Here is a 26,014-nt window from a genome sequence, read left to right as displayed (position 1 = left end):
TTAATTTCCATATACTTGAAACTCAAATATTGAATAACCAAACTCTGTTCCTCTCTTCAAACCATACATTCTTACATATTTAGCATCTATAGGTGTAAAGAATACATCGTCTGTACCACCATCACCTATTGTATTAGAATATACATCTGTCCAGCTTACAGCATCATTAGATACCTGTATCTTATATTCTTTTCCAAAAGCATACTCCCATTTCAATTTGACTCTATCAATATTGTAAATATTTCCCAAGTCAACATTTATCCATTCAGAGTCGTTAAAATTACTAGACCATCTTGTTGTAAGAATGCCATCAACTGCATTACTCGCATGAAATTCTGTTCCTGTTTCAACTGATGAAGAAGTTATAGTTTTATTAAACGCAAGATTCTCTCCTGATGAGGGTATATTTTCATATACTTCAAATTCCCACAAGGAATATCCACAGGTATCAAAATACCTCTGTATACCGTACATCCTTACATATCTTGTATTGACGGAAGTAAAATTAATATCATCATGATCTCCATTACCTGCATTTTGTACATATATATCTGTCCAATTTACTGTATCATCTGATACTTGGATTTTGTATTTTACTCCATAAGCTGCTTCCCATTTTAATACTACGCTATCAATATTGAATTCCTGACCTAAATCTATATATATTGCCTCTGTATCACTATGATTACTTGACCATCTAGTTGACGAATTACCATCCACTGCTTGATTAGCTGTATAGCTTGTTCCTGCTTCAACCGAAGTGACTGCAACATTTTTATGTAATGCAAGATTCTGTCCTGCTATAGGAATATCTTTTACATCAACTTCACACTCTACGTAATAAGACGAATCTATAGTACTTGTTCCTCTTATTGTTGCTATTCCTTCAGATATTGCAGTAACTATTCCATCGGTATCGACTACAGCTACACTAGAATCACTGCTCTGCCAAGTAAATGTTGAATTTTTATTTAATAGACTGCTTATTGTGGTCATCAGTGACAACTGTTTCTTTGTACCTTTTCTTAGTACTAAATGAGAATCACTCAAACTCACTTGTGATGTAGCATTCAGCCATCCACCTTGTGTATCTGTAGTATTGACAATTTGGTTAAACAATGGATAAAATCCAGTAGGAGCACTTGGATAGCTGGTTTCGTTATTCAACCATTGATTATCACCTTTGTTCAGATTCTGCCCAGAACTCCAAACCATATTATTTGATATTGTCGTATTATCAACACCATCATCCATATAAAGAGGATACAACATATGTTTACCTGGATTTGATTTATATACTATATTTTTATTATAAATATTATTATTTCCACAGAACCAAGCATATAATGCTCCTCCATCATCCATTAACATCATATACTCATCCACAATGTTATACTCAATTACATTATTGTCTGAATGATAATACTGTCTAGCACTCTCACGTGTTAAGTCTTCATCTGGTAATTCATCGAATCTCAATTTATACTGGGCTTCACAGTTTCCATAAGTATCAAAACAAGAATAACTGTTTGTGTGGCGCTTATTTATTTCTTTATAATTAGCACCAGAAATATTGATTGCAATATAAGGTATGTTATAAATATAATTATACTTTATAGTATTGTTGTTGCTTCCGTATATAGATATTGAGGCTGAGTGGGAATATCCTCCTTCCCCTGTATCGTGTATATAATTTCTTTCTATTACATGATTTTTATTCAAATCAGTTGTTCCTGGACCATAACCGAATATTTGTATTCCTCCACAGCCAAGATTATTCAATTCATTACCAATAATAGATATTCTTTGGGCATAGTTATTCAAAGTAATAGCGTATGTTCCTGACTTAGATATTACATTTCCTTCAATTATACAGTCTCTTGCACCTTGAAGAACCAATGCAGCATCAGGATTTTCACAATTTCGTTTCAACCATTCATCTGGCCATTGATCTTCTGGCATACGATCCGTATACATCAATGTTAATCCTCTTAACTCAATATGATGAACTTGATTTTGCCACTGCTGCTGTTCTTCATCTCCTTGAAATCTTATTAATTCATAAAGAACGGGTGCAATAGCTTCTTTTCCATTCATCGTACCATCTTCAGGCCAATAATATATTTTACCGTCTTGACTGTTTATACACCATTCACCTGGCTCATCTAGAAATGGAATCGCATTTAATAGATTACAATAGCCTGCATCCTGATATGGATCCAAAGTATCTATCCAAGGTAAATAGGGATTTTTACTATGTGCACGAACTGTATTATTCACAGTATCAATATCTTTAATTACTGCAATTGTATTCCAATACCTTACAGGTAATAGGTTCATTTCTACATCCCCATTATTAGGTAGATTCTCAAGACTTACATCATCTCGAAACTTATACAATTGCCCTCCCGGTTCTGCTGGACCATATTCATTTTGGTTATTGTAAAACTTGTACCAATTTGACCAAATGTCAGTATTGTATTTTCTTGCAACTTGTTTGCTCTCCCCATTTACATATAAATAATGAGTTCTCCAATTTTGTTGAACATCCGCTACCCATAGATTACCTGCTGCTTCATTGGTTATACCTGGTACTTGAGTAGTTAATTTCGTCCATCCATTTATTTCTCTTCCACCAGTAATGACTGGTTTTTCTCCTGGGTAAGCCTCATAGATAATAGGCGATCCAGCTTCTCCTGAATCCTGTGGAGTCAATGTGAATGTATTTGTAAGATTATATTCTCCTTGTCTAAGATATACTTTGATTCCTCCAACTGGTAATCCACTGCTATTTTTCAATTCTCTGATAGCATCTCTAGCTTTTTCCAAAGAGGCAAAAGGCTGTGTTTCAGTTCCTGAATTCAAATCATTTCCATCTGGTGATACATAAAATATTTTTTGCACCTCTCCTTGTACATCTAAAAAATTGAAAAGACTGATAGAACAAATAAAAACACCCAATAATAAACCTAATATTTTCTTACTAAACATCATAAAACCTCCCTTTAGATTGAATTAAACCTATTTACTTAGTTTTCTTCCATTCATCAATTTGTCTTTGTAGTTCTATGACAATTATCTCACTACCTGCTTTTTCTAACTTATCAATAAATTCATTATAATATTTATCCAACTCTACAGAGCCTGTTGCAAGCAATGGAACATATTCATCAACTATTGCCTGACATTTAGCAATTTCTGATTTTACAGGTTCTGAATCAAATGAAAATCCTAATACTGGGGATGGTTTTGCTGCTTCATTAAGCTCTATTGTTTCTTCCCAAGTACCTTCTTTAACTCCCTTTTTATAATAAGCATTGAACTGATATCCAAATTCCCAGTCAATATTTGGATTATATGTTGAATTTTCAACAGGTTCTACATGATTTTCGTCTATTTTGTTATAGTGTTTTCCTTCTATACCATAGCAAAGCAGATTATACAGTTCTTTATCAGTATTGATGAGTTCTAATAACATCATGGCACGTTCAGGATTCTTTGATGTCTTACTTATAGCATGCATAGTACCTGCTCCTTGGTTTGAACCCAAATATGGTTCTCCGAAAGTTACAGTGATCCAATCAGAAGGCTTACTACCTGCTATTTGTGCTGCAAGATCACCTTCTACCCCTGGTTTATAGGTTCCACCAGTTTCTATTACATATTTTCCTGCTTTTCTTTCGGCAGCTGTATTTGTCACTGTCGCTAAATCTTTTCTCCAGAAATTCATATCATGCCATTTTTTAGCCAATTTGAAAATATTATAATATTCATCAATCTTATACTGATTAACTGCTGTTGCAGTAGAATCATCTATTTTAATAGCACCTGGTATACGTCTTCCTGTAAGTTCTTCTATTTTTATTTCAGAATCATAGAATAGAGTATCAAGACTGCTGTTTCCAGAATTCAAATTAATAGGTAATTTATCTGGTTCATTTTTAACAATTTCTTGTAGAAATGGTTCAATATCTGCAATTGTTTTCACACTGCTTGCATCAAATTTATACTTTTCTGCATATTCTTTATTAATAAATATTACAGGCTGGTGACAAGCAATTTGATAATTAATAAAACCATATATTTCTCCTTTTACTCTTACCGTATCCCATATTTTTTCTGGAATTTGTTTGTAAGCATTAGGCGAATATTTTTTCATGAGATCATCTATAGGTATAAATGCATTCTTACCAACATTCTGTAAATAGTTATTTAACCAATAAGATGTAAAACACAAATCAAATTCTTCCCCCGAAGCAATCATCAATTGAATTTTTTGCTGATAACTTCCCCAATCAGTTAATGTTATATCCACTGTTGCATTTATCTTTTCTTTAATCCTTTTATTGAATTCATCTACAACTTCAGATAATCCAGGTTGTTCTGACCCAGCTATATACCACTTTAATACTACTGGTTTAAGCTCCTCTACTGATTTTGTTGAATCAATGGAATCTATTTCAGTATTACTAGAATCAACTTTAGTTCCTTTAACTTTTGATTCTGATTTTTGACATCCTACCAATGTGCTTGTTAAAACAAAAACTAATACCAATACTAGAGATAAAAATTTACATTTCATTAAAAAGTCCCCCTTAAGATAAATTAATATTTTTATGTATCATTTCATAATCTATTTGCCACAGTCTTTTTCTGCTAGCAAGAAAAAGACTGTTGAAACCTAACCTTTTACTGACCCTACTGTTATCCCTTTTACAAAATATCTTTGAAAAAAAGGAAATAATATCAACATTGGACCTGCTGCAATAACACACATTGCCATTCTAAGTGATTCTGTAGGTATTTCTCTAACATTCACCCCAATAGAAGATGCTGCCTGCCGACTTAAGAAGTCTACGTTTGCCATAATTCTATATAATAAATACTGCAATGGCATTATATTAGTTTTATCAATATAGAGTAGACTCAGCCACCAATCATTCCAATAGGTAAAACAAATCAAAAGACCAACTGCCGCTAATGCTGGTTTAGAAAGTGGAATTACTATTTTGAAAAACGTACCCACTTCCGAAGCACCATCAATCCTTGCGGCTTCTACAAGAGCTAAAGGTATTGTAGAAAGGAAGCCTTTAAGAAGTATTACATACCAAGCATTAATTGTATAAGGTAATATTAATGCCCATATAGTATTTTTTAAATGTAGATAATTAACTATTAATATGTAAGTTGGAACAAGTCCTCCATTAAATAATAATGTGAAGAATACAATGAATGAAGTAATTCTACTATACCTATAATCTTTTCTTGACATAGTATAAGCAAGCATAGTACTTAAAAAAAGACTTAATAATGTTCCAAATACTGTTATAAAAATTGATACTCCATATGAATTAATTATCTGCCATGGATTATTAAAAACATATTTATATGCGTTAACTGTTACATTAGTAGGTAATAATTTATATCCATATTCCAAAATATCTCTTTCACTTGTTAATGATATGGATATAATATATAAAATTGGTATAACAAACAATATACTTATTACAATAAAAATAGCATTGATTATGTATTCATTTAAATTACTTTTTTTACTATTCATTTCTTTCACCTTCTAAAATAAAGATTTATCTTTATCAAATCTCTTAACTATAAAATTTGATATCATCACAAGGATAAAGCCCATAATGGATTGATAAAATCCAACAGCTGAAGCCATTCCTATATCACCAGTAGTTTTTAGTGACCTATAAACATAAGTATCAATAACATCAGTTACTTTAAAAAGAGCTCCAGAATTTTTGGGTAGAAAATAGAACATACCAAAATCTGCGTAAAATATTTTACCAATATTCAAGAGGACAAGCATAATTACTAGTGGAGATATAAGTGGCAGTGAAACATTCCATACTTGTTGCCATTTAGATGCACCATCAATTTTAGCAGCCTCAAAATAGACAGGGTCAATATCAAGTAATCCTGTATAATAAAGCAAGCAAAAATACCCCACATTTTTCCAAATATATGCTATGAATAATATCACTATCCAGTATTTATATTGTAAATACCATTCAATGGGCTGTGAACCTATGTTTGTTAAAAATGAATTAATACCTCCAAACTCATAATTCATGAGAGCATATGCAGCATAGCTGGCAACAACCCATGATATAAAAAATGGAAAGAATAAAATAGTTTGATATAACTTTACAGCTCTTCTATTTAACTCATATAACATAAGTGCACATATAATAGCAATAATAGTTCCAGCAATTATAAATAATAAGTTCAATAAAATAGTGTTTCTAGTAACTCTCAAGGCAGCATCTGAAGTAAAAAAGAATTTAAAATTTTCAAATCCAATCCACTTACTTAAGAATATGCCCTTATCATAGGTATAATCTTTAAAAGCTATTATTAATCCTACCATAGGAATATATGCAAAAATAATAATAAAAACCAATCCTGGTAAACTCATAAAGAATAACCCTTTATTCTTTTTAAATTCCTTTGATGCTTTTTTATAAGAAATCATAGAGCTATTCAACCTCTCTAATTAATATTACCAGCAATCAGGGCCCTAATTTGCTATAACCTTAGTATAGAGTTGGTTTGTAAAATTGTATATTATAAAAAATATAATTTATTATAATATCAATTATAATTTTTGATATTTATTATAAAAAGTAAAGATTGTAATAGAAAATCCCTTATTAAAAGGGATTATAGATAGGGAGAAACAGCAGCTTTTAATGAATATTGTTTTGGCGTAACACCATATTTCTTTTTGAATAAGGCATAAAAATATGTTTTATTTTCTATTCCTATATATTCAAGTATCTCATTAATAGACATCTTGCTATTTTTTAATAACTCTGCAGCTTTTTCAAGTCTTACATTATTTATATATGCACCTATAGATATTTTCATATATGATTTAAATACATTACCTAGATAACCTTGAGAGACTTTTAATATCTCTGCTATTTGAGATAGGCATAATCCTTTATCAGAATAATTTTGATGTATTATATCTTTTACTGTCTCTACAAGGATAACCTGTTTTTTTTCATTACCCTCGTTAGGTTTGATAGAAAATGATTCTATCAGTGACTGAATAAAAGTTTTATACTCATCAAGATATTCTATTTGACTTGCTCTTAATACTATATTTTCAATATCTATATCTACTGGTTCAAACCTCAAGAGATTTATTTGTGTATAAGTCTCCTTAATGGTAGTAGTCAATTTTAGTATAGAAACAGTAATATTATCATGATGAAGTCCAGAAATTTCTTTGTATATTTTGATTAAGACTTCATTTATATCTTTTTTAATGCCTGAATTTATTGCCTCCAATAATTTCTTTTCAAGGTCACTAGAATAACTATAATCAGGATTACTTCTATTTGCTTTAACCATTTCAGGTGTGATAATAGTTTTATTACAAAAAATATATTTATATTTCATGTTTTCTACAGCTTCTTTATAAAACTTTTCTAACATATGTATATCATTGCAAATAGTACTTATGGAAATTGAAAATGACATATTAAAATATTTCATAAACTTATTCTGTGCAATAGTTAGTTTACCAATTAAATCTTTGTCATCATCTTCCCCTTTAATATTACTGACAATTACAGCGATATTACCTTGTCTCATATCAATAGCTGTATTTTCATATGGATCCGATAGTATTTCTGTAGTTATATTCATTATAGCAAATAAATATAGTTCTTTATCCTCTTTAGATTTATGTTGAAGTTCTAATTGATTATCAATATTTAAAACGCAAAGTACGAATTTATTGTCAAAGTTCAGATTAATACTTTTTTCTTCTTTTGCTTCCTTCAATTCATTCTTAGATATAGATGAACTATTAATCAATAATTTTCTTAAAAAATAATTTTTATAAATTACATTTTTTTTATTTTTTTCTTTATTTAATCTTTTTAATTCCGTGTTATAGTATTGATATGTATTTTTAAGTAATGCTATTTCATCATTATTAGCAATTTGCTTATCTTCATTTTTTAATTGAGATATGAGACTTCCTACTGGTTTATATATTTTGCTTGTTATTATTATTGATAATATTATAGTTATAAATAAAAATAGAATTGTTATCAACAATATCCCTAATTTCATTTTAGTAATATATTCAAAAACTTGTTTATGGGGTTTAACATTTATGATAGTCCAATTGACCTCTTCTATCTTCATATATGATACTAAGAACTTTTCATTGGAAATTTTGCTTGTAAAATATCCTATATCACCATTCATATTATTTACTACATCTTTTTTAATATCTGATTCATATTCAGGTTTTAGACTAAAATTATTATCTAGATTAATTATTTCATTTTTATCATTTAGAATATATATACCTTCATCATTATAGTCATTTAATGAATTAATCATCTTGATATTATCAAAAAGCCATTCAGCTTTTATATTGAATATTATTGAGCCATCTATTCCTCTTTCTTCATCATAATTATCATATAAAATATATGTAAAGACATCGTCAACGTTAATTTCTTTATCATCTTCGTTAATTAAATTGATATTTCTATAAATAGGAGTTAATTTGGGTGGACATTGATTTTGATTATTCATCATATTTTTCAGATATTCATCTTTAAATTCTAATCCTTGAAATGTAGAAAAGAATTGATTATTAGTTTCATTATATATAAAAATAGAATGGATGAAATCATTCGTATTTTGTATTGTATCTCTTAGTCTATTGGTTAGTTTTAATAATTCACCATAATCTTGGTCTTTTTCATACATCATATATCGAATATACGGTGTAGAATATGTTGATAAACATAATTTTTTAATCATGTTATCCATATGCTCAACATTATATTTAATTTGATAGAGTACTTTTAAATTAGTTTTATATTCATTTTCAATAGCTTTACCTTGGAAAAAATTAATTATACTAAAAGAAAAAAGATTAATTATGATAATAAAACTACAAGTTATTGATAAAAATATATACCGAAAATATTTTCTTAGTCTAACATTTGAGATAAACATTAATAATAACCTCTCTCTTGTATATAGTTATTTTTTAGAATAAAATCATATTAAAATTCTACCAAAAAAAATATTTTTTTGCAATATAATACAAAAAAACTTAAATTTAAGCGTTTTTCTAAACAAACTAAGAATTCAATTTTTTATATTAATCTTTTTATTATGTATTAGCACATCAATATATTTTAAAGATTTCTAGATTTTTTCATTTATATATCATAAAACTATTGACATTTATTGAATTTCTGATATAATATATTTTGCGTAATCGTTAATTAAATACTAGTATTTGCGTGAGTGGCTCAGTGGTAGAGCATCGCCTTGCCAAGGCGAGGGTCGCGGGTCCGAATCCCGTCTCGCGCTTTTTATTTAAATAGAAAGTGATGCTTTCTATTTTTTTGTGTTGTTTACTTTCCTTTAATATAATTGTAAATACTAAAAATAACGTAAAGCCCCTATATCATTCTAGGAGCTTCACATTTACTTTTACTTCATATATTGTTCAAAATATTCTTCATAAGTAAGACCTTTTTCATAAACATCTGTCGCAAGGTCTTCACCTAAATAACGAATATGCCATGGTTCATATTGATATCCAGTTATATCTTCTTTTCCTAATTTATAACGAATAATAAAACCAAATCTATGAGCATTTTCTGATAACCATATTCCTTCTTCTAATTCACCAAGTCTTTCTTCTAGTTTATAGTTAACTCCTGCACATGATACATCAATAGCTAATCCTGTTTGATGTTCACTTTGACCAGGTTTTGCGCTCACTTTGTTAGCAGCTTCATATCCTCTTTTATTCACGTTATAATTAAAAATTGTTTCCTGTCTCTTATAAGAACGATATCCTGAAACTCCTACAATCTCAATACCTTCTTCTTTTGCTTGTGCTACAAGCCTTTCCAATGCATGTGCTGCTTCTGCTCTCATATATCTTTTTGGATCTTCGTGAGTAAATGAGAATTTTACGTCTGGTTTAATTAAATCATCGGGCACATAGTCACTTGGTAAGTTTCTTTGTTTATTAACTAATACATGAATATCTTTTGGATCAGTTAATACTTGTTTTCCCTCTTCATCAATCATCACTGTATCATCATCACTGATATCGCTATTATCGTTATTAGTTTCATCAGGGTTATTATTCTCTTGTTTTGGTTCTTGTTTTGGTTCTTCTTTTGGTTCTTCTTTTTTAGGTTCTTGTTTTACTTCTTCAGTTGATTTCTCAACTACTACACTAACTGTAGCTTCGATGTTTTCATATACATATGTTATTGTTGCTTGATCATCTACTTCTGCTTTATCAGAAACAACTATATCTCCATCAATAACAGATACTTTATCTTCGCTATCAGAATGGATAAGTAAATTAGCATCATTAGTTAAATCTACTACATCTCCATCTGATAATACCCCTTCAACTTTTACATTGTATTTATCACCAATTTCAAGTGATAAACTCTCCTCAGATAGTCGTAATTCTTTTACACTATTCTCTTTTTCATCAGAAGTATTTTCTTGTGTTTCGTTATTTTTTTCAGTTTCAACAGCATTTTCCTGTGCAGTTACTTTGTTTGTGTCTTTTCTATCTTTTATGAAACCTATTGTTAGAATAAACACCAAACACAGAGCCCCTACAATCAAAACTATTTTACCAACTTTTTTATACATCCTCTCACCTCTTATGTTTTAATCTAAACATTATTTTAACATAGAGGATATTTTATTACAACATATTGTGACAAAATAATAAGTATAGTTACTATATCCTTTATAAACTAAGATTTTTCCTTATTAAAATTAACTATAATTAGTTTATATGTTTGTTTTTATTACAAAATACTACTTTTTTTCCATTAATTTATTAGTCATTTAGTATTTATCCTTAATTATATTTAGTTAGAAACATTGAAGATGATAATCCTTCTATAATTAAGTATTTATAAGAACAACCATATATCTTTTAAATACAAAAAAACCCTCTATACCATAGAGAGTTTAATATAAAAATTATTAATTTTTATTATTGAATTTTTGATTTTGCTGTTTCTACTAGGCTTGCAAAACTTTCAGAATCATTAACTGCCATGTCAGCTAACATTTTTCTGTTAACATTAACATCTGCTAACTTAAGACCATACATGAATTTGCTATATGATAATCCATGAACTCTAGTTGCAGCATTAATTCTAGCAATCCAAAGTCTTCTAAAATCTCTTTTCTTAAGTCTTCTTCCTGTATATGAATAAACACCTGATTTCATTACTGCTTGTTTAGCAGTTCTGAATTGTTTAGATTTTGCTCCTCTATATCCTTTAGCTAACTTTAATACTCTTTTACGTCTCTTACGTGTGTGTAAAGCACCCTTGATTCTTGCCATGTTTTTTCCCTCCTGTTCGGTTTATATTTAAAGGTATGGTAATAACTTCTTCATTACTTTTTCGTTAGACTTATCCATCATTGTAGCATGTCTAAGAGTTCTTTTCTTTTTAGCTGATTTCTTAGTCAAGATATGTCTTTTAAATGCTTTGTTTCTTTTTAATTTACCTGTTCCAGTTTTCTTAAAACGCTTAGCAGCGCCACGATGTGTTTTCATTTTAGGCATAATAATTTCCTCCTTAGAATACCGTATTTATCTTTTCTTCGCCATAAACATTACCATGCTTCTACCTTCCATTTTGGGATACTTCTCAATATCCGCAATGTCTACTAGATTTTCTGCAAACTTAAGTAAGATTTCTCTACCTATTGCAGTATGAGCTAATTCTCTACCTCTAAAGCGTACGGAAACTTTTACTTTATCTCCATTATTTAAGAATTTCTTAGCATGTTTCATCTTAGTATCAATATCATGTTGCTCAATATTAGGAGATAAACGAACTTCTTTTACACTGATGATGTTCTGTTTCTTTTTAGCTTCCTTCTCACGTTTAGCTTGTTCATATCTAAACTTTCCATAATCAATTATTCTACATACTGGTGGCTTTGCCTTTGGGGAAATTTTAACTAAATCCAAATTTTTTTCTCTAGCAAGCCTTTGAGCATCTCTTGCAGACATTATACCCAGCTGGTTACCTTGATCATCGATTAAACGTACTTCTCTGTCTCGAATTTGCTCATTAATCATTAATTCGCTAATAGTAGGACACCTCCAAAAATTTTTAATTACATTTCGCCTTTAGCTTTATACAATAAAAAAGCGCGTATCTACATACCCACTCATATACATTACATAATCAATGAATTCATCCATCTTTTACGTATTTTACCCTAGTAGCTTTATTACCATAAGGTGAGAAGTGGATACTTCTACTTGTTTTACTTCTCACTAATTATACAGGTTAGATTACTATCTGTCAATAGTTTTTTAATATAAAAAGCACATTCCTTAAAATAAATAAGTCCTGTGCTTTTTATTTATCACATTACAGCTTATTTTTCTTCAGCTTCTATAATTTCTTTACTTTCGATTTCTTTTTCTATCCTTTCGATAAATTCATCAAGTGAAATCGCTCCTTCATCGCCTTTAGCTCTACTTCTAACAGCTACTTTGTTTTCATCCTGCTCTTTTTGACCAACTATAAGTAGATAAGGAACTCTTTCCATTCTTCCTTCTCTAATCTTATATCCTATTTTTTCGGCTCTGTTATCAAATTCTACTCTGATACCATTAGCCTTTAATCCATCTACCACTTTAGTGGCATATTCATTATATTTATCAGAGATTGGTAAAACCTTCACTTGAACCGGTGCAAGCCAAGCTGGGAAAGCTCCTGCAAATTGCTCGATTAAAATACCAATAAATCTTTCAATACTACCAAATACAACTCTATGAATCATTACAGGACGATGTTTTTCTCCATCTTTTCCAGTATATTCTAGTTCAAATCTCTCAGGTAATTGGAAATCAAGTTGAATTGTTCCACATTGCCATGTTCTTCCTAAACAGTCTTCAAGATGGAAATCTATCTTAGGACCATAAAATGCTCCATCACCTTCATTAACTACATAGTCTAGATCATTTTCATCAAGTGCCTGTCTTAATGCCTCTGTAGCCATTTCCCAATCTTCGTCACTACCCATACTATCATCTGGTCTTGTTGATAATTCCATATGATATTTGAATCCAAATACTTTGTATACTTCATCTATTAAGTTGATAACTCCAACGATTTCGTCTTTGATCTGTTCAGGTAACATGAATATATGAGCATCGTCTTGTGTAAAGTTTCTAACACGCATAAGTCCATGTAATGCACCTGACATTTCATGTCTATGGACAATACCTAATTCACCAACTCTTAGTGGTAAATCCCTGTAAGAGTGCATTTTGTTTTTGTATACTAACATACCACCCGGACAATTCATAGGTTTTACAGCATAATCTAGTTCATCAATAACAGTTGTATACATATTTTCTCTATAATGATCCCAATGTCCAGAACGTATCCATAATTCTTTATTTAGCATAATAGGTGTAGCTATTTCTTGATAATCAGCTCTGTTGTGAACTTCTCTCCAATAATCAATCAATGTATTTCTTAGTACCATTCCTTTTGGTAAGAAGAATGGGAAACCAGGTCCTTCGTCAAACATAGCAAATAGTTCTAATTCTTTTCCTAATTTTCTATGATCTCTTTTCTTGGCTTCTTCTAATTTTTGAATGTATGCATCAAGATCAGCTTTTTTAGTGAAAGAAGTACCATATATTCTTGATAACATCTTATTCTTTTCATCACCACGCCAGTAAGCTCCTGCTACAGATAATAATTTAAAAGCTTTTACTGGTTTAGTAGTCATAAGGTGAGGTCCTGCACATAGGTCTACAAATTCTCCTTGTTCATAGAATGAAATTACAGCATCCTTATCCAAGTCTTCAATAAGTTCAACTTTATAGTCTTCACCTTTTTCTTTCATGAATTCAATAGCTTCATTTCTAGGTAATTCAAATCTTTTTATACTTAGGTTTTCTTTTGCTATTTTCTTCATTTCTTTTTCAATCGCTTCTAATTCTTCATTAATAAAAGGTGTTTCCTTATCAAAATCATAATAGTATCCATTTTCGATTGATGGGCCTATTGCTAATTTCACTTCCGGGAAAAGTCTTTTAACCGCTTGTGAAAGTATATGAGCTGTTGTATGTCTGAAAGCATCTTTACCTGAATCATCGTTGAATGTAAGAATATTAAGTGTTACATCTTTATCAACTACATATCTAAGGTCGACAACCTCTCCATCCACTTCTCCAGCACAAGCCATTCTTGCAAGCCCTGCACTAATATCATTAGCTATATCAATAACTGACATGCTATTATCGTATTCTTTTTTTGAACCATCTTTTAAAGTAATAATCATACTATTTCTCCTCTCTAACTTACCTTAACATATTTTGAGTCTACATCTATAATATGGTGTACTATCCAATCAACTAAAAAAGCAAGCATATTATTAATGTTTTCATATTGATTTTCATCAAAATCGATTTCCTTGAACTTCTCTAATTTCTTAACAAACATTTTGTGTTCAACTTGGTGTACTAAGAATTCATCATTGTTATAATTGTTTTTCTGCATGTATATTTCTTCATAATCAAAGTGATAAATTGTATAGTCCACTAATTCCTTCAATATGTTCATAAAATCATCATAGCAATCTATACCCTCACGAATATCCTTCGTCAGTTCACCCACTTTTGCTGCAATCTCAAATAAATGCTTATGTTGATTATCAATTTCTTTAATTCCTAAATTATATTCTTTTTTCCATTCTAACATTAATAACACCTCCATTTTTTCATTATATCAAATAAATTTAGCTGTCTTTAACAATATAGCATAAAAAACTCGCCTCCTTACTACGCTTATCGTAGTAAGGGACGAGATTGTATACAATTCCCGCGGTTCCACCCTTGTTGTTTCTAGAAACCACTTTAATAAGATTATAACGTAATCAACGGACTTTATTAGAGCCACTCAGAGGTAGTTTTCAAATGCTTCTATATGAAAGTCTCTCAACAATCGACTTCCTCTCTGTATACTTTCACATTTTACTCGTCTCTTCAACATGTTTAACTTATCTAATGATATAATTATAACATTAGCTATTAGTTTGTCAATATAAAATAAAAATAATATAATATTTTACATGAATATCCATTTATAAGATTATCTAAGCTCAAAAAATAGTATCTTTCAATACTGCGAAGAACTCTCTAACATAATAATGTACAATTAATGGAGGATGTGTCCTTGAAGGAATTCCTTGAATCTCCTGACAATATTTTTCGGCAATCTTCTTAGCTCTGTACACATGAAAATCACTGGTTATTATTGTTACGGAAGAATTATCACCTGATCCACTTATTAAGTCAAAGCTGTTTTTTATGTTCTCTTGAGTATTAGTTGATTTATTCTCCAAAATCAATCTATCTTCATTTATACCTCTATTTAACAAATATCTCTTCATTGCTTCTGCTTCAGATATATCTTCACCTGGTCCCTTACCCCCAGCTAAGACCGCCTGACTTTTTGTATTATCCATAAGATATTTATATGCTATCTCAAGCCTATGTGATAATGTTAGTGAAATAGTTGTACCCTTAACTCTTGCACCTAGAACAATAACATAGTCTGTTGAATCATAATTATCATGTTTGATACTATCCTTTATTATAAAAGATTCAAAAATAATAAAAACTGTTATCACAATAATAATCAATAAAAATACTACATACCTGATTATTTTTGGTACATGCTCTTTAACACCATCATAGTTTCTAAATATAAAAAACATGCAAAACCCTATTATACTAAGAAAAATCCAAAAAAATGAAAATCCTGCACCTGCATTCAGGAATGTTAGAAACATAAAGTATAAAATACTTAAACATCCTATCACAAGTGATATAGCAGCTAATAATCCCATTATATTCTCCCATCTTAAATGTTAAGTTCAACATCTTCAATTAATTATTTATCCTCTATCACAATACTTTATTGCTCCCCTTGTGCATATGCGATGATTCCCTGTAACTCATCAATAGTAAAATGATATTTCTTATTACAAAAATGACAATTCAATTCTATGGTTTCTCCATCATCTATCATTTCCTTGATTTCTTTCTTTCCAACACTGATAAGAGCTTTTTCAACTCTATCTTTTGTACAATTACAATGGAATTTGGTTGGAACTTTTTCTAGAATCTGAGGCTCCATACCTTCTAATAATATATCAAGTACTTGTTCAGGACTTTTTCCTTCATTCATAAGATTGGTAATAGAAGGTAATACCTTCAATCTATCTTCCAGCTTTTTAATTACCTCTTCATCTGCATTTGGAAGTAATTGAATAATGAATCCGCCACTATGTTTAATAGTATAATCTTTATCTATCAAGACTCCAAGACCAACAGCTGAAGGGACTTGTTCAGAAGTTGCGAAGTAATAAGTCAAATCTTCAGCGATTTCTCCTGATACTAGATGTGTTTGTCCAACATATGGCTCTTTTAATCCAATATCTTTAATTATATTCATAATCCCGTTTCCAAGTCCTTTTGATACATCTAATTTACCATTTTCCTTAAGAGGTAAATCAACTATAGGTACATATGGATATCCTTTTACATTAGCTTTTGCATCAGCTGTTACAACAAGACCTTTTATTGGTCCGTCTCCACGTATTTGGAGAGTAATAAGGTCTTTTTCATTTTTCAACATACTTCCCATAATAGATGCCGCTGTCATCAGTCTCCCTAATGCAGCAGAAACTACTGGTGATGTATTATGTTTTTCTCTAGCCTCTCCAACCATATCTGTCGTCGTAGCGGCAAATGCTCTAATCTGATTATCAGCAGCTGTAGCTCTAACAATATAATCTTTCATAATAAGCTCCTTTTTATTGTTTTCCTTTTTCTCTAGCTATAAAATATACTCTTTCACTAGTCTCAGCAGGTGATTCAAAAGAAAATGCTTCAAAGCAATCTATATATTCTAGTCCTGCTTCTATTATTAGCTCTTTGATTCTATTTAAATCATACATTTTTTGATAGTGGGTTTCAGTGTATCTATGATAAAGCTCATTTTCTTCTTTAATAAATAAAGTCAAATCATATTCATTGATCTTTTCAGCTTCATAGTAATAGTTATCCCAGATGTAAGCACTATCTTCATTCGTTTCAGAAAAAGTGTTATCACTTAGAATATTATTGTACTTATAATGAGTGTTCAGATCAAAAACAAACAATCCTCGTGGATCCAAATAATTATTGACCAGCTTAAAAACTTGTAATAAATCATCTTCCTCCAAAATGTAATTAATACTATCGCAGATACTTACTATACAATCAACTGTACCATATAACTCAAATTCTCTCATATCTTGTAATAGAAATAATATATCTTTATTATTAATCCTTGCTTTCTCTTTAGCAACGAATAACATATCACTTGAATTATCAACACCTATCATATCTATACCCTTATCAGCTAATAACCCAGTTATATTACCTGTCCCACATCCTAAATCCAACATTAGTTTTGGCTTTTTATAATAGTATTTATCGATAATACGCAATATATATTCCACCCATTCTTCATAGGGTACATTACTCATAAATTTATCGTAAACCATTGCAAATGAATTGTAACTAGACATTTTCTCACCTTCCCATTGAAGATAATTTCTTTTCATGCTTTTTTCATTATAATTATTGTTTCTAAATAAGTCAAGAAGGTTTAATTTTGAGTTTTCCCTTCCATAATAATTAAAACTGAAATAGCCAATAATTATGCAATATAGAACAAAACTCTTTTTCTGACATACTTGCAACAATTCAATAAAAAAATCAGCAAGTATCATACCTCGCTGATTTTTATACACTAGATATCACTTTAGTTAATATCTATGAGTTAAGCCATTTCAATATAATTACGCAAATTCTCTAATCCTATTTCAATACCTGTTAAAGGATCTTCAAGTCCTTCAAATTCAATGGATAGAACACCCTCATAGTTATATTTTTTCATTATCCTAAGACACTGTAGTATTGGTACATCACCATGACCTATTATTGAACCTCTCAAGTAATTACCACCTCTTGATTGAAACCATCCCCTACCTGGGTCAGGTAACATACCTGATTTTATATGAAAATCTTTGGCATGTACATGGAAAGCATATGGCATAAGAACACCTAGCGCCTTCTCTGGTTGTTCATCAACACAAACAAAATTCCCCATATCAATAAGCACTCCAAAATTAGGGTGATTAACTCCATTTACTAATTTCTCTACACGAGAACTGTCTTGACAAAAGAATCCATGATTCTCAACCATTGTTTTTATACCGTATTTCATAGCATATTCAGTTACTTCTCTGTAACCTCTAATTAGTATTGGTAGGGCATGATCAAAGGATTTTTGCCCTATATGATCATCTGTAAACCCTATCGTAGCATCATGCCTCATTGATTTTGCGCCAAGTATATTTGCAATGTCAACTTCTCTCTTTACTCTCTCAATTTCAGCTTCCAAATCACCGTTACTACCATTAATAAAATCTGAACTTATGGTATAACTCTCAATATCTATACCTACTTTTTTACTTTCTTTAAAAGCACGTTTAGCGAATGATTCATCAGTTTCGCCTTCTTCAAGAATGAATTTAATGAATTCAACTGCATCAAAACCCATTTCTTTAGCTTTCTTGATTACATCAATCTGTTTTATCTTTCCTTCTTCTACTAACCTTAAAAAGCTATAAGAACTAACTCCAAGTCTCATATTAATCATCCTAACCTATAATTTTTTGTAAGAATTCTACAGCTTCACGTATATCTTTTTCTGGATTAGAACCTACTTCTCTTTCAATAGTCAAGAATCCATTATATCCTATATCCCATAAAGCTTTTATATAATTATCAAAATCTACATTTCCATTTCCTAATGGTTTCTCTAAGAAGTAATCATCGCAATGAAATCCTTCTGGAAGACCTTTAGCGAAACAATCATATATGTATTCTGGATTAGATTCTTTAATCATAATACCATCTTTTGCATGAGTATGAACAATATAATCCTTTAATGTATATACACCTTGTACAGGATCATCGCCTGTAACCATTACCAGATTAGCTGGATCATAATTAACTCTTACCCCTCTGCTATCCAAACTATCTAGAAAGTTTTTAAGAGTCATCGCTCTCTCTGGTCCAGTTTCTATTGCAAAATACGCTCCTACCTGATCTCCATAATTTCCTAACTCTTCACAGGCTTCCTGCATAATCTTAAATCTATCGTGATTTTTGTCCTCTGGTACTACTCCAATATGTGTTGTGACAATGTCTGTTTCCAAATCTTTTGCTAGATCCATTATTCTCTTGGACATTTCTATCTTTTTCTTATTATCTTCTTTTATAGTGAAACCATGTCCACCCAAGTCTCCGCATAGTGCAGATACAGTTAGTCCATTGGATTTTATATAATCAAGTAATTCTCTTCTTGCTTGTTTGCTAAGATTATCAGGAGACATTTCTCCTTTTACAGAATATATCTGTATTCCACTAGCTCCTACTTCTTTTGCTTTTATAATACCTTCTTTTACACCAACTCTAAATGAATCAACAATAACACCTATTTTGTTTTTCTCTGACATCCTTATAACCTCCTATTTATTTTATAATATTACCTCATGTCCTGACTGAGCAGATTCATATATAGCATCCAAGATTTTCATTATCGCTACTCCATCTTCCCCTGGATTTCTACATTCTGTATCATTAACTATACAATCAATAAAATGTGCTGTCTCTCTCTGGAATATTGCTGAGAACTTATCTTGTTCCTCTTTTATTACAGGTTTTTCTTCAACAAAATAATCGTTGTGCTCTTTATAGAATTCAAGTTCAGGCTCCATCTTGACTCCAGCCTTATCTCCGTATAACATCAAATAGTTATTATCCTCTTTAGTATGTAGTACCCAGCTAGTTTCAATGCTTAGTGTCATACCATTATCATATTTGATTAATGCAGTTGCTGAATCTTCTACATCACAGTAAGGATTATCTTTATCATAATCTTTTGCATTATATTTGCTTATACCTTTAATATATGGTTTAAGTCCTAGATGATTAAAAGTAGATGCCATCACTGATATAGCTTTTGGTTTTCCTGTCAAATAACTGATTAAATCAATAACGTGAACGCCAAGATCTATAACAGGACCTCCACCAGAACGTTTTTTATCACAGAACCAGCCTCCTGGATTTCCCCATTTTCTCATATATCCTGTTTTGGCATAATAGACGTTTCCTAATTCATCATTTTCTATTGTTTTTCTTATATAATTAGCATTTTTTTCAAATCTTCTAACAAAACCGACCATTAATAATTTATTAGTTTCCTTAGAAGTATTAACCATCTCTTGAGCTTCATCAGCATTCATGGCTAAAGGTTTTTCACATAAAACATTCTTTCCTGCTTTCATAGCTGCAATACTGATAGGTGCATGAGAATTATTCCAAGTAGTTACACTGACTGCATCCAGATCTTTCATCTTCAACATTTCATTATAATCTGTAAAGATATTTGGTATATCATGTTTAGCAGCATATTCCTCTGCTTTTTCTTTGTCCAAATCACATACAGCCACTAATTCTACATTTTCAAGTTTTTTGTAACCTTGTACGTGTAATTCACTAATATTCCCTGCTCCTATAATACCCACTTTCACTTTATCCATCTTTCAATCACCTCATAATTATTATTATTTAATTCAACTTATATAGTGTTTACATTTACTATTTTGTAGTTTATTATAGTACATATATGATAAATCCACATTAATTCTATTGCTCAAAACTATAACAATATTGCTCATATTTAAATAGAAAAGTAAATTCAGAAAGGTAGTTAAATTAATGGATAAATCTTTACTACGTGAAAAAATGACTATGCCTAATCCTGATTTTTGTATGAAATTGATGAAAAATCATTCCAAAGGTATTAATTCTACTGCTGTTTATACTCATTGGCATAGAGAGATGGAACTCCTATATATTATTGAAGGCTCTGCTTTAATTAAATGTAACGATAAGTCTTTTATAGTTAATGAAAAAGACCTTGTAGTAGTAAATTGCAATGAAATCCACTTTGGGCAGAATCTAACTGAAGATTTTCGGTATTATTGTATTATATTAGACCCTCATATCCTTAATAGCAGAATCATAGACCTTTGTGATTCTAAATATATCAATCCAATAATAGAAAACAGAATATTATTCAAGAATTTAATAGTAAATGATGAATCTGTACAGCAATGTATAGAATCAATCAATGATGAATATACCAACCGTCAAGTTGGATTTGAATTATGTATAAAAGCTTCCTTATACAAACTTATTGTTATATTGATGCGTCGTTATATCAACACCGTCCTTACAGATACTCAAGTGAAGTATCGTACTCAAAACATTGATAGATTCAATAGGATTTTAAAATATATTGAAAATAATTATACCAATGATTTAACCCTAGACCATATGAGTGAACAAGCACATACGAGTAAATATCATTTCTGCCGTATGTTCAAAAAAATGACTGGACATACTGTAACTCATTACATTAACTCTATACGAATACAAGAAGCTGATAATTTATTAATCAACTCTGATTTATCTATTAGTGAGATAGCCTATTGCGTTGGTTTTCACGATACCAGTTATTTTAGTCGTATCTATAAAAGTATAAAAGACACGTCTCCATCAAACAGGCGTAAAAATATTATTTTGGACTGACAAAAAAACTAATATATCAAATAAAAAAACCTTGCTCCCAGTACTGAGCAAGGTTTTTTTAACCTGATTAAGTTCATCTATTTTTTAACACTTCGCTTACGTTTAGTCATTAATCCTCCGATTCTACCTGTTTCTTTGGCAGTTAAGGATTTCCACCCACCAACACTAACTTTATCTAACAAACCTAATTCTTCAGCAATTTCATACTTAAGTTTTTCATTTTCAGTGAGTGTCTTTTTTTCTTTTTCATCTTTATTATTATTCTTTTCCATATATAACCACCCTTTCTATTTTAATTATTGGGTTATAATGGATATTTTATACATTATTAAAAAAATCTCTTGAAAATCATTAGTTTTTCATATTATCCCTTTATAATTACTATTTAATTATATCAGGAGGTGTCTGTACCAGTAAAACTTTTTATATACTTATCTCTTTACCAATACTAAAAGCATATAATATCTTTTCACTTACTTTCATACTCATTATTTTTTCAAGAGCTATGGTATATAGTTCCATCTGTTTCTTGTATCTTTTTATTAGAACCTCTTGTTCTTCTGCCTTTAGATAATCTGTTTTATAATCTACTAATATAATATTATCATCTTCAACGAAGTAACAATCAACAACGCCCTGTACCAATGCCTTTTCATCTATTTCACAGTCCTTATAGATATTCTTTAATGGTACTCCTAATACAAAAGGAACCTCTCTTTTTAATTTACCTTTTTCTTCTGCTATAATCATTCTCTGCAAAAGCCCACTATTACTAAAATTCAAAATAGACTTGATTGGTATACTTTTTCTTTCTTTTTCTGTAATTATTTCACCTTGATATAAGCTATCTAGATAATTAACAATATAATCATATTCGTGTAATTTATTAAAATCTATATGTTGCATTACTTTATGGAATGCTGTTCCTTTTTCACTTGATGTAAGATTTAACTTTTCTTCCATAAATCTTGGTTTATATGGCTCTAATTCATTAAACATTTCTTCATATTCTATTGATTCATCTGGTATACTCTGTTTTTTTATTTCTGAGACAGATATTTTTATTGGTTTCAATACAGCATCACCATGAGGATATATCCAGTTAAGATTACTATCGAAATACTCTTTTGGATAATCACTATATTTTTTTTCACAATCCCAATTTAGTAGACTTTCATATGTCTCATTCATTGCCTTTAGTGTACCTTCTTCTTTACTAAAAATATCATCTGTTGTCACTATCTTAATATCCCATGAAGATTCATGATTGAATAACTCTTCAGTTGAACATATGGATGGGTTATCTAATAGGTTTCTCATTATTTCTCCATCCCTATGTCTTAATAAGGTTGGTATAATGAAGTCCATATAAGAATGTCCACTGGATATAACTTTCGGTATTAACAATCTATCTGGGAAAAATAGGTATCTTGATGATTTTTCTGCTTTTTTACATAAATCCTTACAACTACCAACCAATATTAATTTTTCTCTTGCTCTAGTAAGAGCAACATATAATATCCTTAGTTCCTCAGATATATTTTCATTCTTAATTTTTCTACTTATCACTGCTTTCGGTAATGTTTTAACTTCGTAGCGCAACTCATAATTTACATATTTTGGTCCAAGACCAAAATCTTGATGTAGCAGTATAGGTTTATTAATATCTTGCATATTGAACTGTCTACCTATCCCAGCGATAAAGACTATAGGGAATTCAAGTCCTTTACTCTTATGTATGCTCATGATCCTAACTAGATTTTCACTCTCTCCAAATACAGTAGCTTCTCCCATATCAATTGAATACTTATGTATTTTTTCTAAATATCTAATAAAATTAAATAATCCTTTATAACTAGTAGATTCGTATTTTATAGCTTTATCAATAAGTAAATCTAAATTAGCCCTTCTCTGTCTTCCTCCTGTCATCACTGATACGTAATTATAATAATGTGACCTATCATAAATATCAATAATCAAGTCATTAAGAGGCATGTAAACAGCTTTTTTTCTCCAGTCATTTAATAGCTTATCAAAACGATTTAATTTTATACTTAGCTCGTCTTCATTGATTGTCCCAATAATATATTGCTCATATGCATCATAGTATTCACCGTCTGGTAAAGCTGCCTTTATACGTACTAATTCATCGGCCTTCAGTCCAACAATAGGTGATCTTAGTACAGAGATTAAAGGAATATCTTGTCTAGGATTATCAATTATCTTTAATAATGCAAGTACCGTTTTCACCTCAATTGTGTCAAAATAACCTGAAGTAGCATCTGTATAAGCTGGCACATCGCAATTTATTAATTCATTTACAAATACATCCGCTCTTGTGCTGGTACTTCTCATTAATATAACTATATCTTTATACATAGCTTGTCTATATTTACCCAACTTTTTATCATACACATGATAAGGATTACGTGGATTAATAAGTTGTTTTATTCTATCCGCAATAACTTTTGCCTCTAATTCCTCTCCTTCTGCCCCTTCTTCTTGAATCATCTCTTTTTTATCTATAAATATAACTTCTGAAGAACCTGCTGTTTCACCTTCTGTGAACTCTCCATAATCAGCTCCAAGATATAATGCTGCTGTATCATCATAAATTACATCACCAAATAGACTAGACATAATTTGGCTAAATAAATAGTTAGTACTATCAATCACGCTTTTCCTGCTACGGAAATTCTTATGGAGATCAATCTTTTGATATAAGCTTTCTTCTATAGAATATGTTTTGTATTTTTCCATAAACAACTCTGGCTTTGCCAATCGAAACTTATATATACTTTGTTTTACATCACCTACCATAAACATATTAGGCTCATTTCTTAATACTTTTGAAACGCTTGTAAGTATTGTTTCCTGTACTAAGTTACTGTCTTGATATTCATCAATAAGTATCTCATTAAATCTGTCTTGCAGTTCAAGCGCTGCATTTGATGGTGTTTTATTGCCTTCTTCATCTTCACTTATTAATATATTCAATGCCAAGTGTTCTATATCATTGAAATCAATTATGTTCTTTTCTGCTTTTGCATCTTGGTATTTTTTTATGAATTCTTTTACTAGATTGCACAAAGTTTTTATCACTGGATATGTATTATTTATATCATTAATAATACTATCTCCACTCTTGAAAAAGAACTCTGATTTTATCTTATTGAAATTCTCCTTAACATCATCTCTGATATCTTTTATTCTTTCTTGTAAAACCTTGTCCACACCTTTTTTACATCTTCCGATAGCCCCGAACCCAACCTTAATTATTTCTTGGGAAATATTTTCTAAAGATGTATCTATAATATTGTTAATCCCTTGCATGTTCTTGATATCCAATAAAATAGCATCCAAATATCCTACTGGTCCATTTTCCTCGTTACATATTCTTTTACATTCTTCTAGAATCTTTATGTACATTGGTATTTCATATCTTAATACTTCTTTAATCATTCCAGCCCAATGGGAATCTTCAATACTATCTATATCATTTAGATTAAGTTGTTCTACCTTTTCATCCAACCATATTTCAGGCCATGGATTACTCATTGCAAATCTATGTAATTCTAATATTAATTCTTCTATTTTATCATCTGATTTTCCAGAAGTATAACTTTCAATTAATGCTGTAAAATCACCATTATCTTCTAATTGATATTTTTCTTCCAGTAACTCTTTTATTGTATCACTTTTAAGAAGTGTCAATTCTGTTTCATCTGCTACTCTAAAAGAAGGGTCTAAGTTAATTATATGAAAATTGTTTTTTAAAACATTAAGACAGAAAGCATGTATAGTCATGATATTGGAACCTGGCAATAATGAAAGTTGCTTATGCAAATATCTGTTTTCAGGATTTTCATCTATCTTCTTTTCTAAAGCATCGGATATTCTGCCCCTCATTTCTGATGCAGCTGCATTAGTAAAAGTTACAACAAGGAGTTTATCAATATCCACTGGATTTTCCCTATCTATAACCATCTTAATAATTCGTTCAACAAGTACCGCTGTCTTACCGGAACCAGCTGCCGCAGATACCAATAAATTTCGATTTCTTGTATTAATGACACTTTGTTGTTCTAACGTCCATTTTACACCTGACATGACCATTCTCCTAAACTATAATCGTATTCTTTTTTATTATAATCTATATGTATACTAAGGGCAATAGCTAGCGGTTTAAGTTTTCCGAGT

General features: G+C 30.3%; 20 protein-coding genes, 1 tRNA gene and 2 other annotated features. Of the genes, 2 read left to right on the top strand and 19 right to left on the bottom strand.

Annotation, left to right across the window (positions count from 1 at the left end):
• From ACX6CF_RS14225 to ACX6CF_RS14205, 5 genes are all read right to left on the bottom strand, one after another.
• Complete coding sequence (locus ACX6CF_RS14225; RefSeq protein WP_458786008.1) at nucleotides 1-2,991, bottom strand: discoidin domain-containing protein; 2,991 nt, start codon at nucleotides 2,989-2,991, stop codon at nucleotides 1-3.
• A 34-nt stretch (nucleotides 2,992-3,025) separates the two neighbouring features.
• The gene (locus tag ACX6CF_RS14220) at nucleotides 3,026-4,582 is read right to left on the bottom strand and encodes an ABC transporter substrate-binding protein (RefSeq protein WP_458786007.1); all 1,557 of its coding nucleotides are present in this window, start codon (nucleotides 4,580-4,582) and stop codon (nucleotides 3,026-3,028) included.
• 99 nt (nucleotides 4,583-4,681) lie between these two features.
• Nucleotides 4,682-5,563, bottom strand: coding sequence for a carbohydrate ABC transporter permease (locus ACX6CF_RS14215; protein ID WP_458786006.1), 882 nt, complete (start codon nucleotides 5,561-5,563; stop codon nucleotides 4,682-4,684).
• Nucleotides 5,564-5,575: 12 nt separating this feature from the next.
• Nucleotides 5,576-6,496, bottom strand: coding sequence for an ABC transporter permease subunit (locus ACX6CF_RS14210; protein WP_458786005.1), 921 nt, complete (start codon nucleotides 6,494-6,496; stop codon nucleotides 5,576-5,578).
• A gap of 188 nt (nucleotides 6,497-6,684) precedes the next feature.
• On the bottom strand, nucleotides 6,685-9,015 hold the full coding sequence (locus tag ACX6CF_RS14205) for an AraC family transcriptional regulator (protein WP_458786004.1): 2,331 nt from the start codon (nucleotides 9,013-9,015) through the stop codon (nucleotides 6,685-6,687).
• A gap of 291 nt (nucleotides 9,016-9,306) precedes the next feature.
• On the opposite strand from ACX6CF_RS14205, the gene ACX6CF_RS14200 reads away from it, so the two are divergent.
• Nucleotides 9,307-9,378, top strand: a tRNA-Gly gene (locus ACX6CF_RS14200).
• Nucleotides 9,379-9,501: 123 nt separating this feature from the next.
• Here ACX6CF_RS14200 and ACX6CF_RS14195 read toward each other — a convergent pair.
• From ACX6CF_RS14195 to ACX6CF_RS14140, 12 genes are all read right to left on the bottom strand, one after another.
• Complete coding sequence (locus ACX6CF_RS14195; RefSeq protein ID WP_458786003.1) at nucleotides 9,502-10,695, bottom strand: M15 family metallopeptidase; 1,194 nt, start codon at nucleotides 10,693-10,695, stop codon at nucleotides 9,502-9,504.
• 352 nt (nucleotides 10,696-11,047) lie between these two features.
• Entirely contained in the window at nucleotides 11,048-11,404 is a 357-nt protein-coding gene (rplT, locus tag ACX6CF_RS14190; protein ID WP_458786002.1) for a 50S ribosomal protein L20, read from the bottom strand.
• A 27-nt stretch (nucleotides 11,405-11,431) separates the two neighbouring features.
• A complete protein-coding gene (rpmI, locus tag ACX6CF_RS14185) occupies nucleotides 11,432-11,629 on the bottom strand; it encodes a 50S ribosomal protein L35 (RefSeq protein ID WP_458786001.1) in 198 nt (65 codons plus the stop codon).
• A gap of 27 nt (nucleotides 11,630-11,656) precedes the next feature.
• Nucleotides 11,657-12,151 (bottom strand): translation initiation factor IF-3, encoded by a 495-nt coding sequence (gene infC / locus ACX6CF_RS14180; RefSeq protein ID WP_458786000.1) that lies wholly within the window; start codon nucleotides 12,149-12,151, stop codon nucleotides 11,657-11,659.
• Between the two features lie 58 nt (nucleotides 12,152-12,209).
• Nucleotides 12,210-12,345: a sequence feature (ribosomal protein L20 leader region), on the bottom strand.
• Nucleotides 12,346-12,456: 111 nt separating this feature from the next.
• Nucleotides 12,457-14,379 (bottom strand): threonine--tRNA ligase, encoded by a 1,923-nt coding sequence (gene thrS / locus ACX6CF_RS14175; protein WP_458785999.1) that lies wholly within the window; start codon nucleotides 14,377-14,379, stop codon nucleotides 12,457-12,459.
• A gap of 14 nt (nucleotides 14,380-14,393) precedes the next feature.
• A complete protein-coding gene (locus tag ACX6CF_RS14170; protein WP_458785998.1) occupies nucleotides 14,394-14,798 on the bottom strand; it encodes a bacteriohemerythrin in 405 nt (134 codons plus the stop codon).
• 94 nt (nucleotides 14,799-14,892) lie between these two features.
• Nucleotides 14,893-15,095, bottom strand: a binding site (T-box leader).
• Between the two features lie 103 nt (nucleotides 15,096-15,198).
• Nucleotides 15,199-15,948, bottom strand: a complete 750-nt coding sequence (locus tag ACX6CF_RS14165) for a YdcF family protein (protein WP_458785997.1) — start codon at nucleotides 15,946-15,948, stop codon at nucleotides 15,199-15,201.
• Between the two features lie 68 nt (nucleotides 15,949-16,016).
• On the bottom strand, nucleotides 16,017-16,904 hold the full coding sequence (hslO, locus tag ACX6CF_RS14160) for an Hsp33 family molecular chaperone HslO (RefSeq protein ID WP_458785996.1): 888 nt from the start codon (nucleotides 16,902-16,904) through the stop codon (nucleotides 16,017-16,019).
• Between the two features lie 13 nt (nucleotides 16,905-16,917).
• Nucleotides 16,918-17,676 (bottom strand): class I SAM-dependent DNA methyltransferase, encoded by a 759-nt coding sequence (locus tag ACX6CF_RS14155; protein WP_458786084.1) that lies wholly within the window; start codon nucleotides 17,674-17,676, stop codon nucleotides 16,918-16,920.
• A gap of 254 nt (nucleotides 17,677-17,930) precedes the next feature.
• Nucleotides 17,931-18,803 carry a sugar phosphate isomerase/epimerase family protein gene (locus ACX6CF_RS14150; protein ID WP_458785995.1) on the bottom strand — a complete coding sequence of 291 codons (873 nt, stop codon included), beginning with the start codon at nucleotides 18,801-18,803 and terminating at the stop codon, nucleotides 17,931-17,933.
• A 10-nt stretch (nucleotides 18,804-18,813) separates the two neighbouring features.
• Entirely contained in the window at nucleotides 18,814-19,674 is an 861-nt protein-coding gene (locus tag ACX6CF_RS14145; protein ID WP_458785994.1) for a sugar phosphate isomerase/epimerase family protein, read from the bottom strand.
• A gap of 21 nt (nucleotides 19,675-19,695) precedes the next feature.
• Nucleotides 19,696-20,760 (bottom strand): Gfo/Idh/MocA family protein, encoded by a 1,065-nt coding sequence (locus tag ACX6CF_RS14140; RefSeq protein WP_458785993.1) that lies wholly within the window; start codon nucleotides 20,758-20,760, stop codon nucleotides 19,696-19,698.
• A gap of 178 nt (nucleotides 20,761-20,938) precedes the next feature.
• Between ACX6CF_RS14140 and ACX6CF_RS14135 the strand changes: the two genes are divergently transcribed.
• A complete protein-coding gene (locus ACX6CF_RS14135) occupies nucleotides 20,939-21,814 on the top strand; it encodes an AraC family transcriptional regulator (protein WP_458785992.1) in 876 nt (291 codons plus the stop codon).
• A gap of 77 nt (nucleotides 21,815-21,891) precedes the next feature.
• Here the strand turns inward: ACX6CF_RS14135 and ACX6CF_RS14130 are convergent, their stop codons facing one another.
• Both ACX6CF_RS14130 and addA read right to left on the bottom strand, forming a co-directional pair.
• On the bottom strand, nucleotides 21,892-22,086 hold the full coding sequence (locus tag ACX6CF_RS14130; protein ID WP_458785991.1) for a small, acid-soluble spore protein, alpha/beta type: 195 nt from the start codon (nucleotides 22,084-22,086) through the stop codon (nucleotides 21,892-21,894).
• A gap of 151 nt (nucleotides 22,087-22,237) precedes the next feature.
• Entirely contained in the window at nucleotides 22,238-25,924 is a 3,687-nt protein-coding gene (addA, locus tag ACX6CF_RS14125; RefSeq protein ID WP_458785990.1) for a helicase-exonuclease AddAB subunit AddA, read from the bottom strand.
• Between the last annotated feature and the right edge of the window lie 90 nt (nucleotides 25,925-26,014).

The organism is Vallitalea sediminicola (assembly GCF_054408565.1).
Note: the sequence above shows the minus strand (reverse complement) of the source record. Positions and strands in the feature narration are given on the sequence as shown.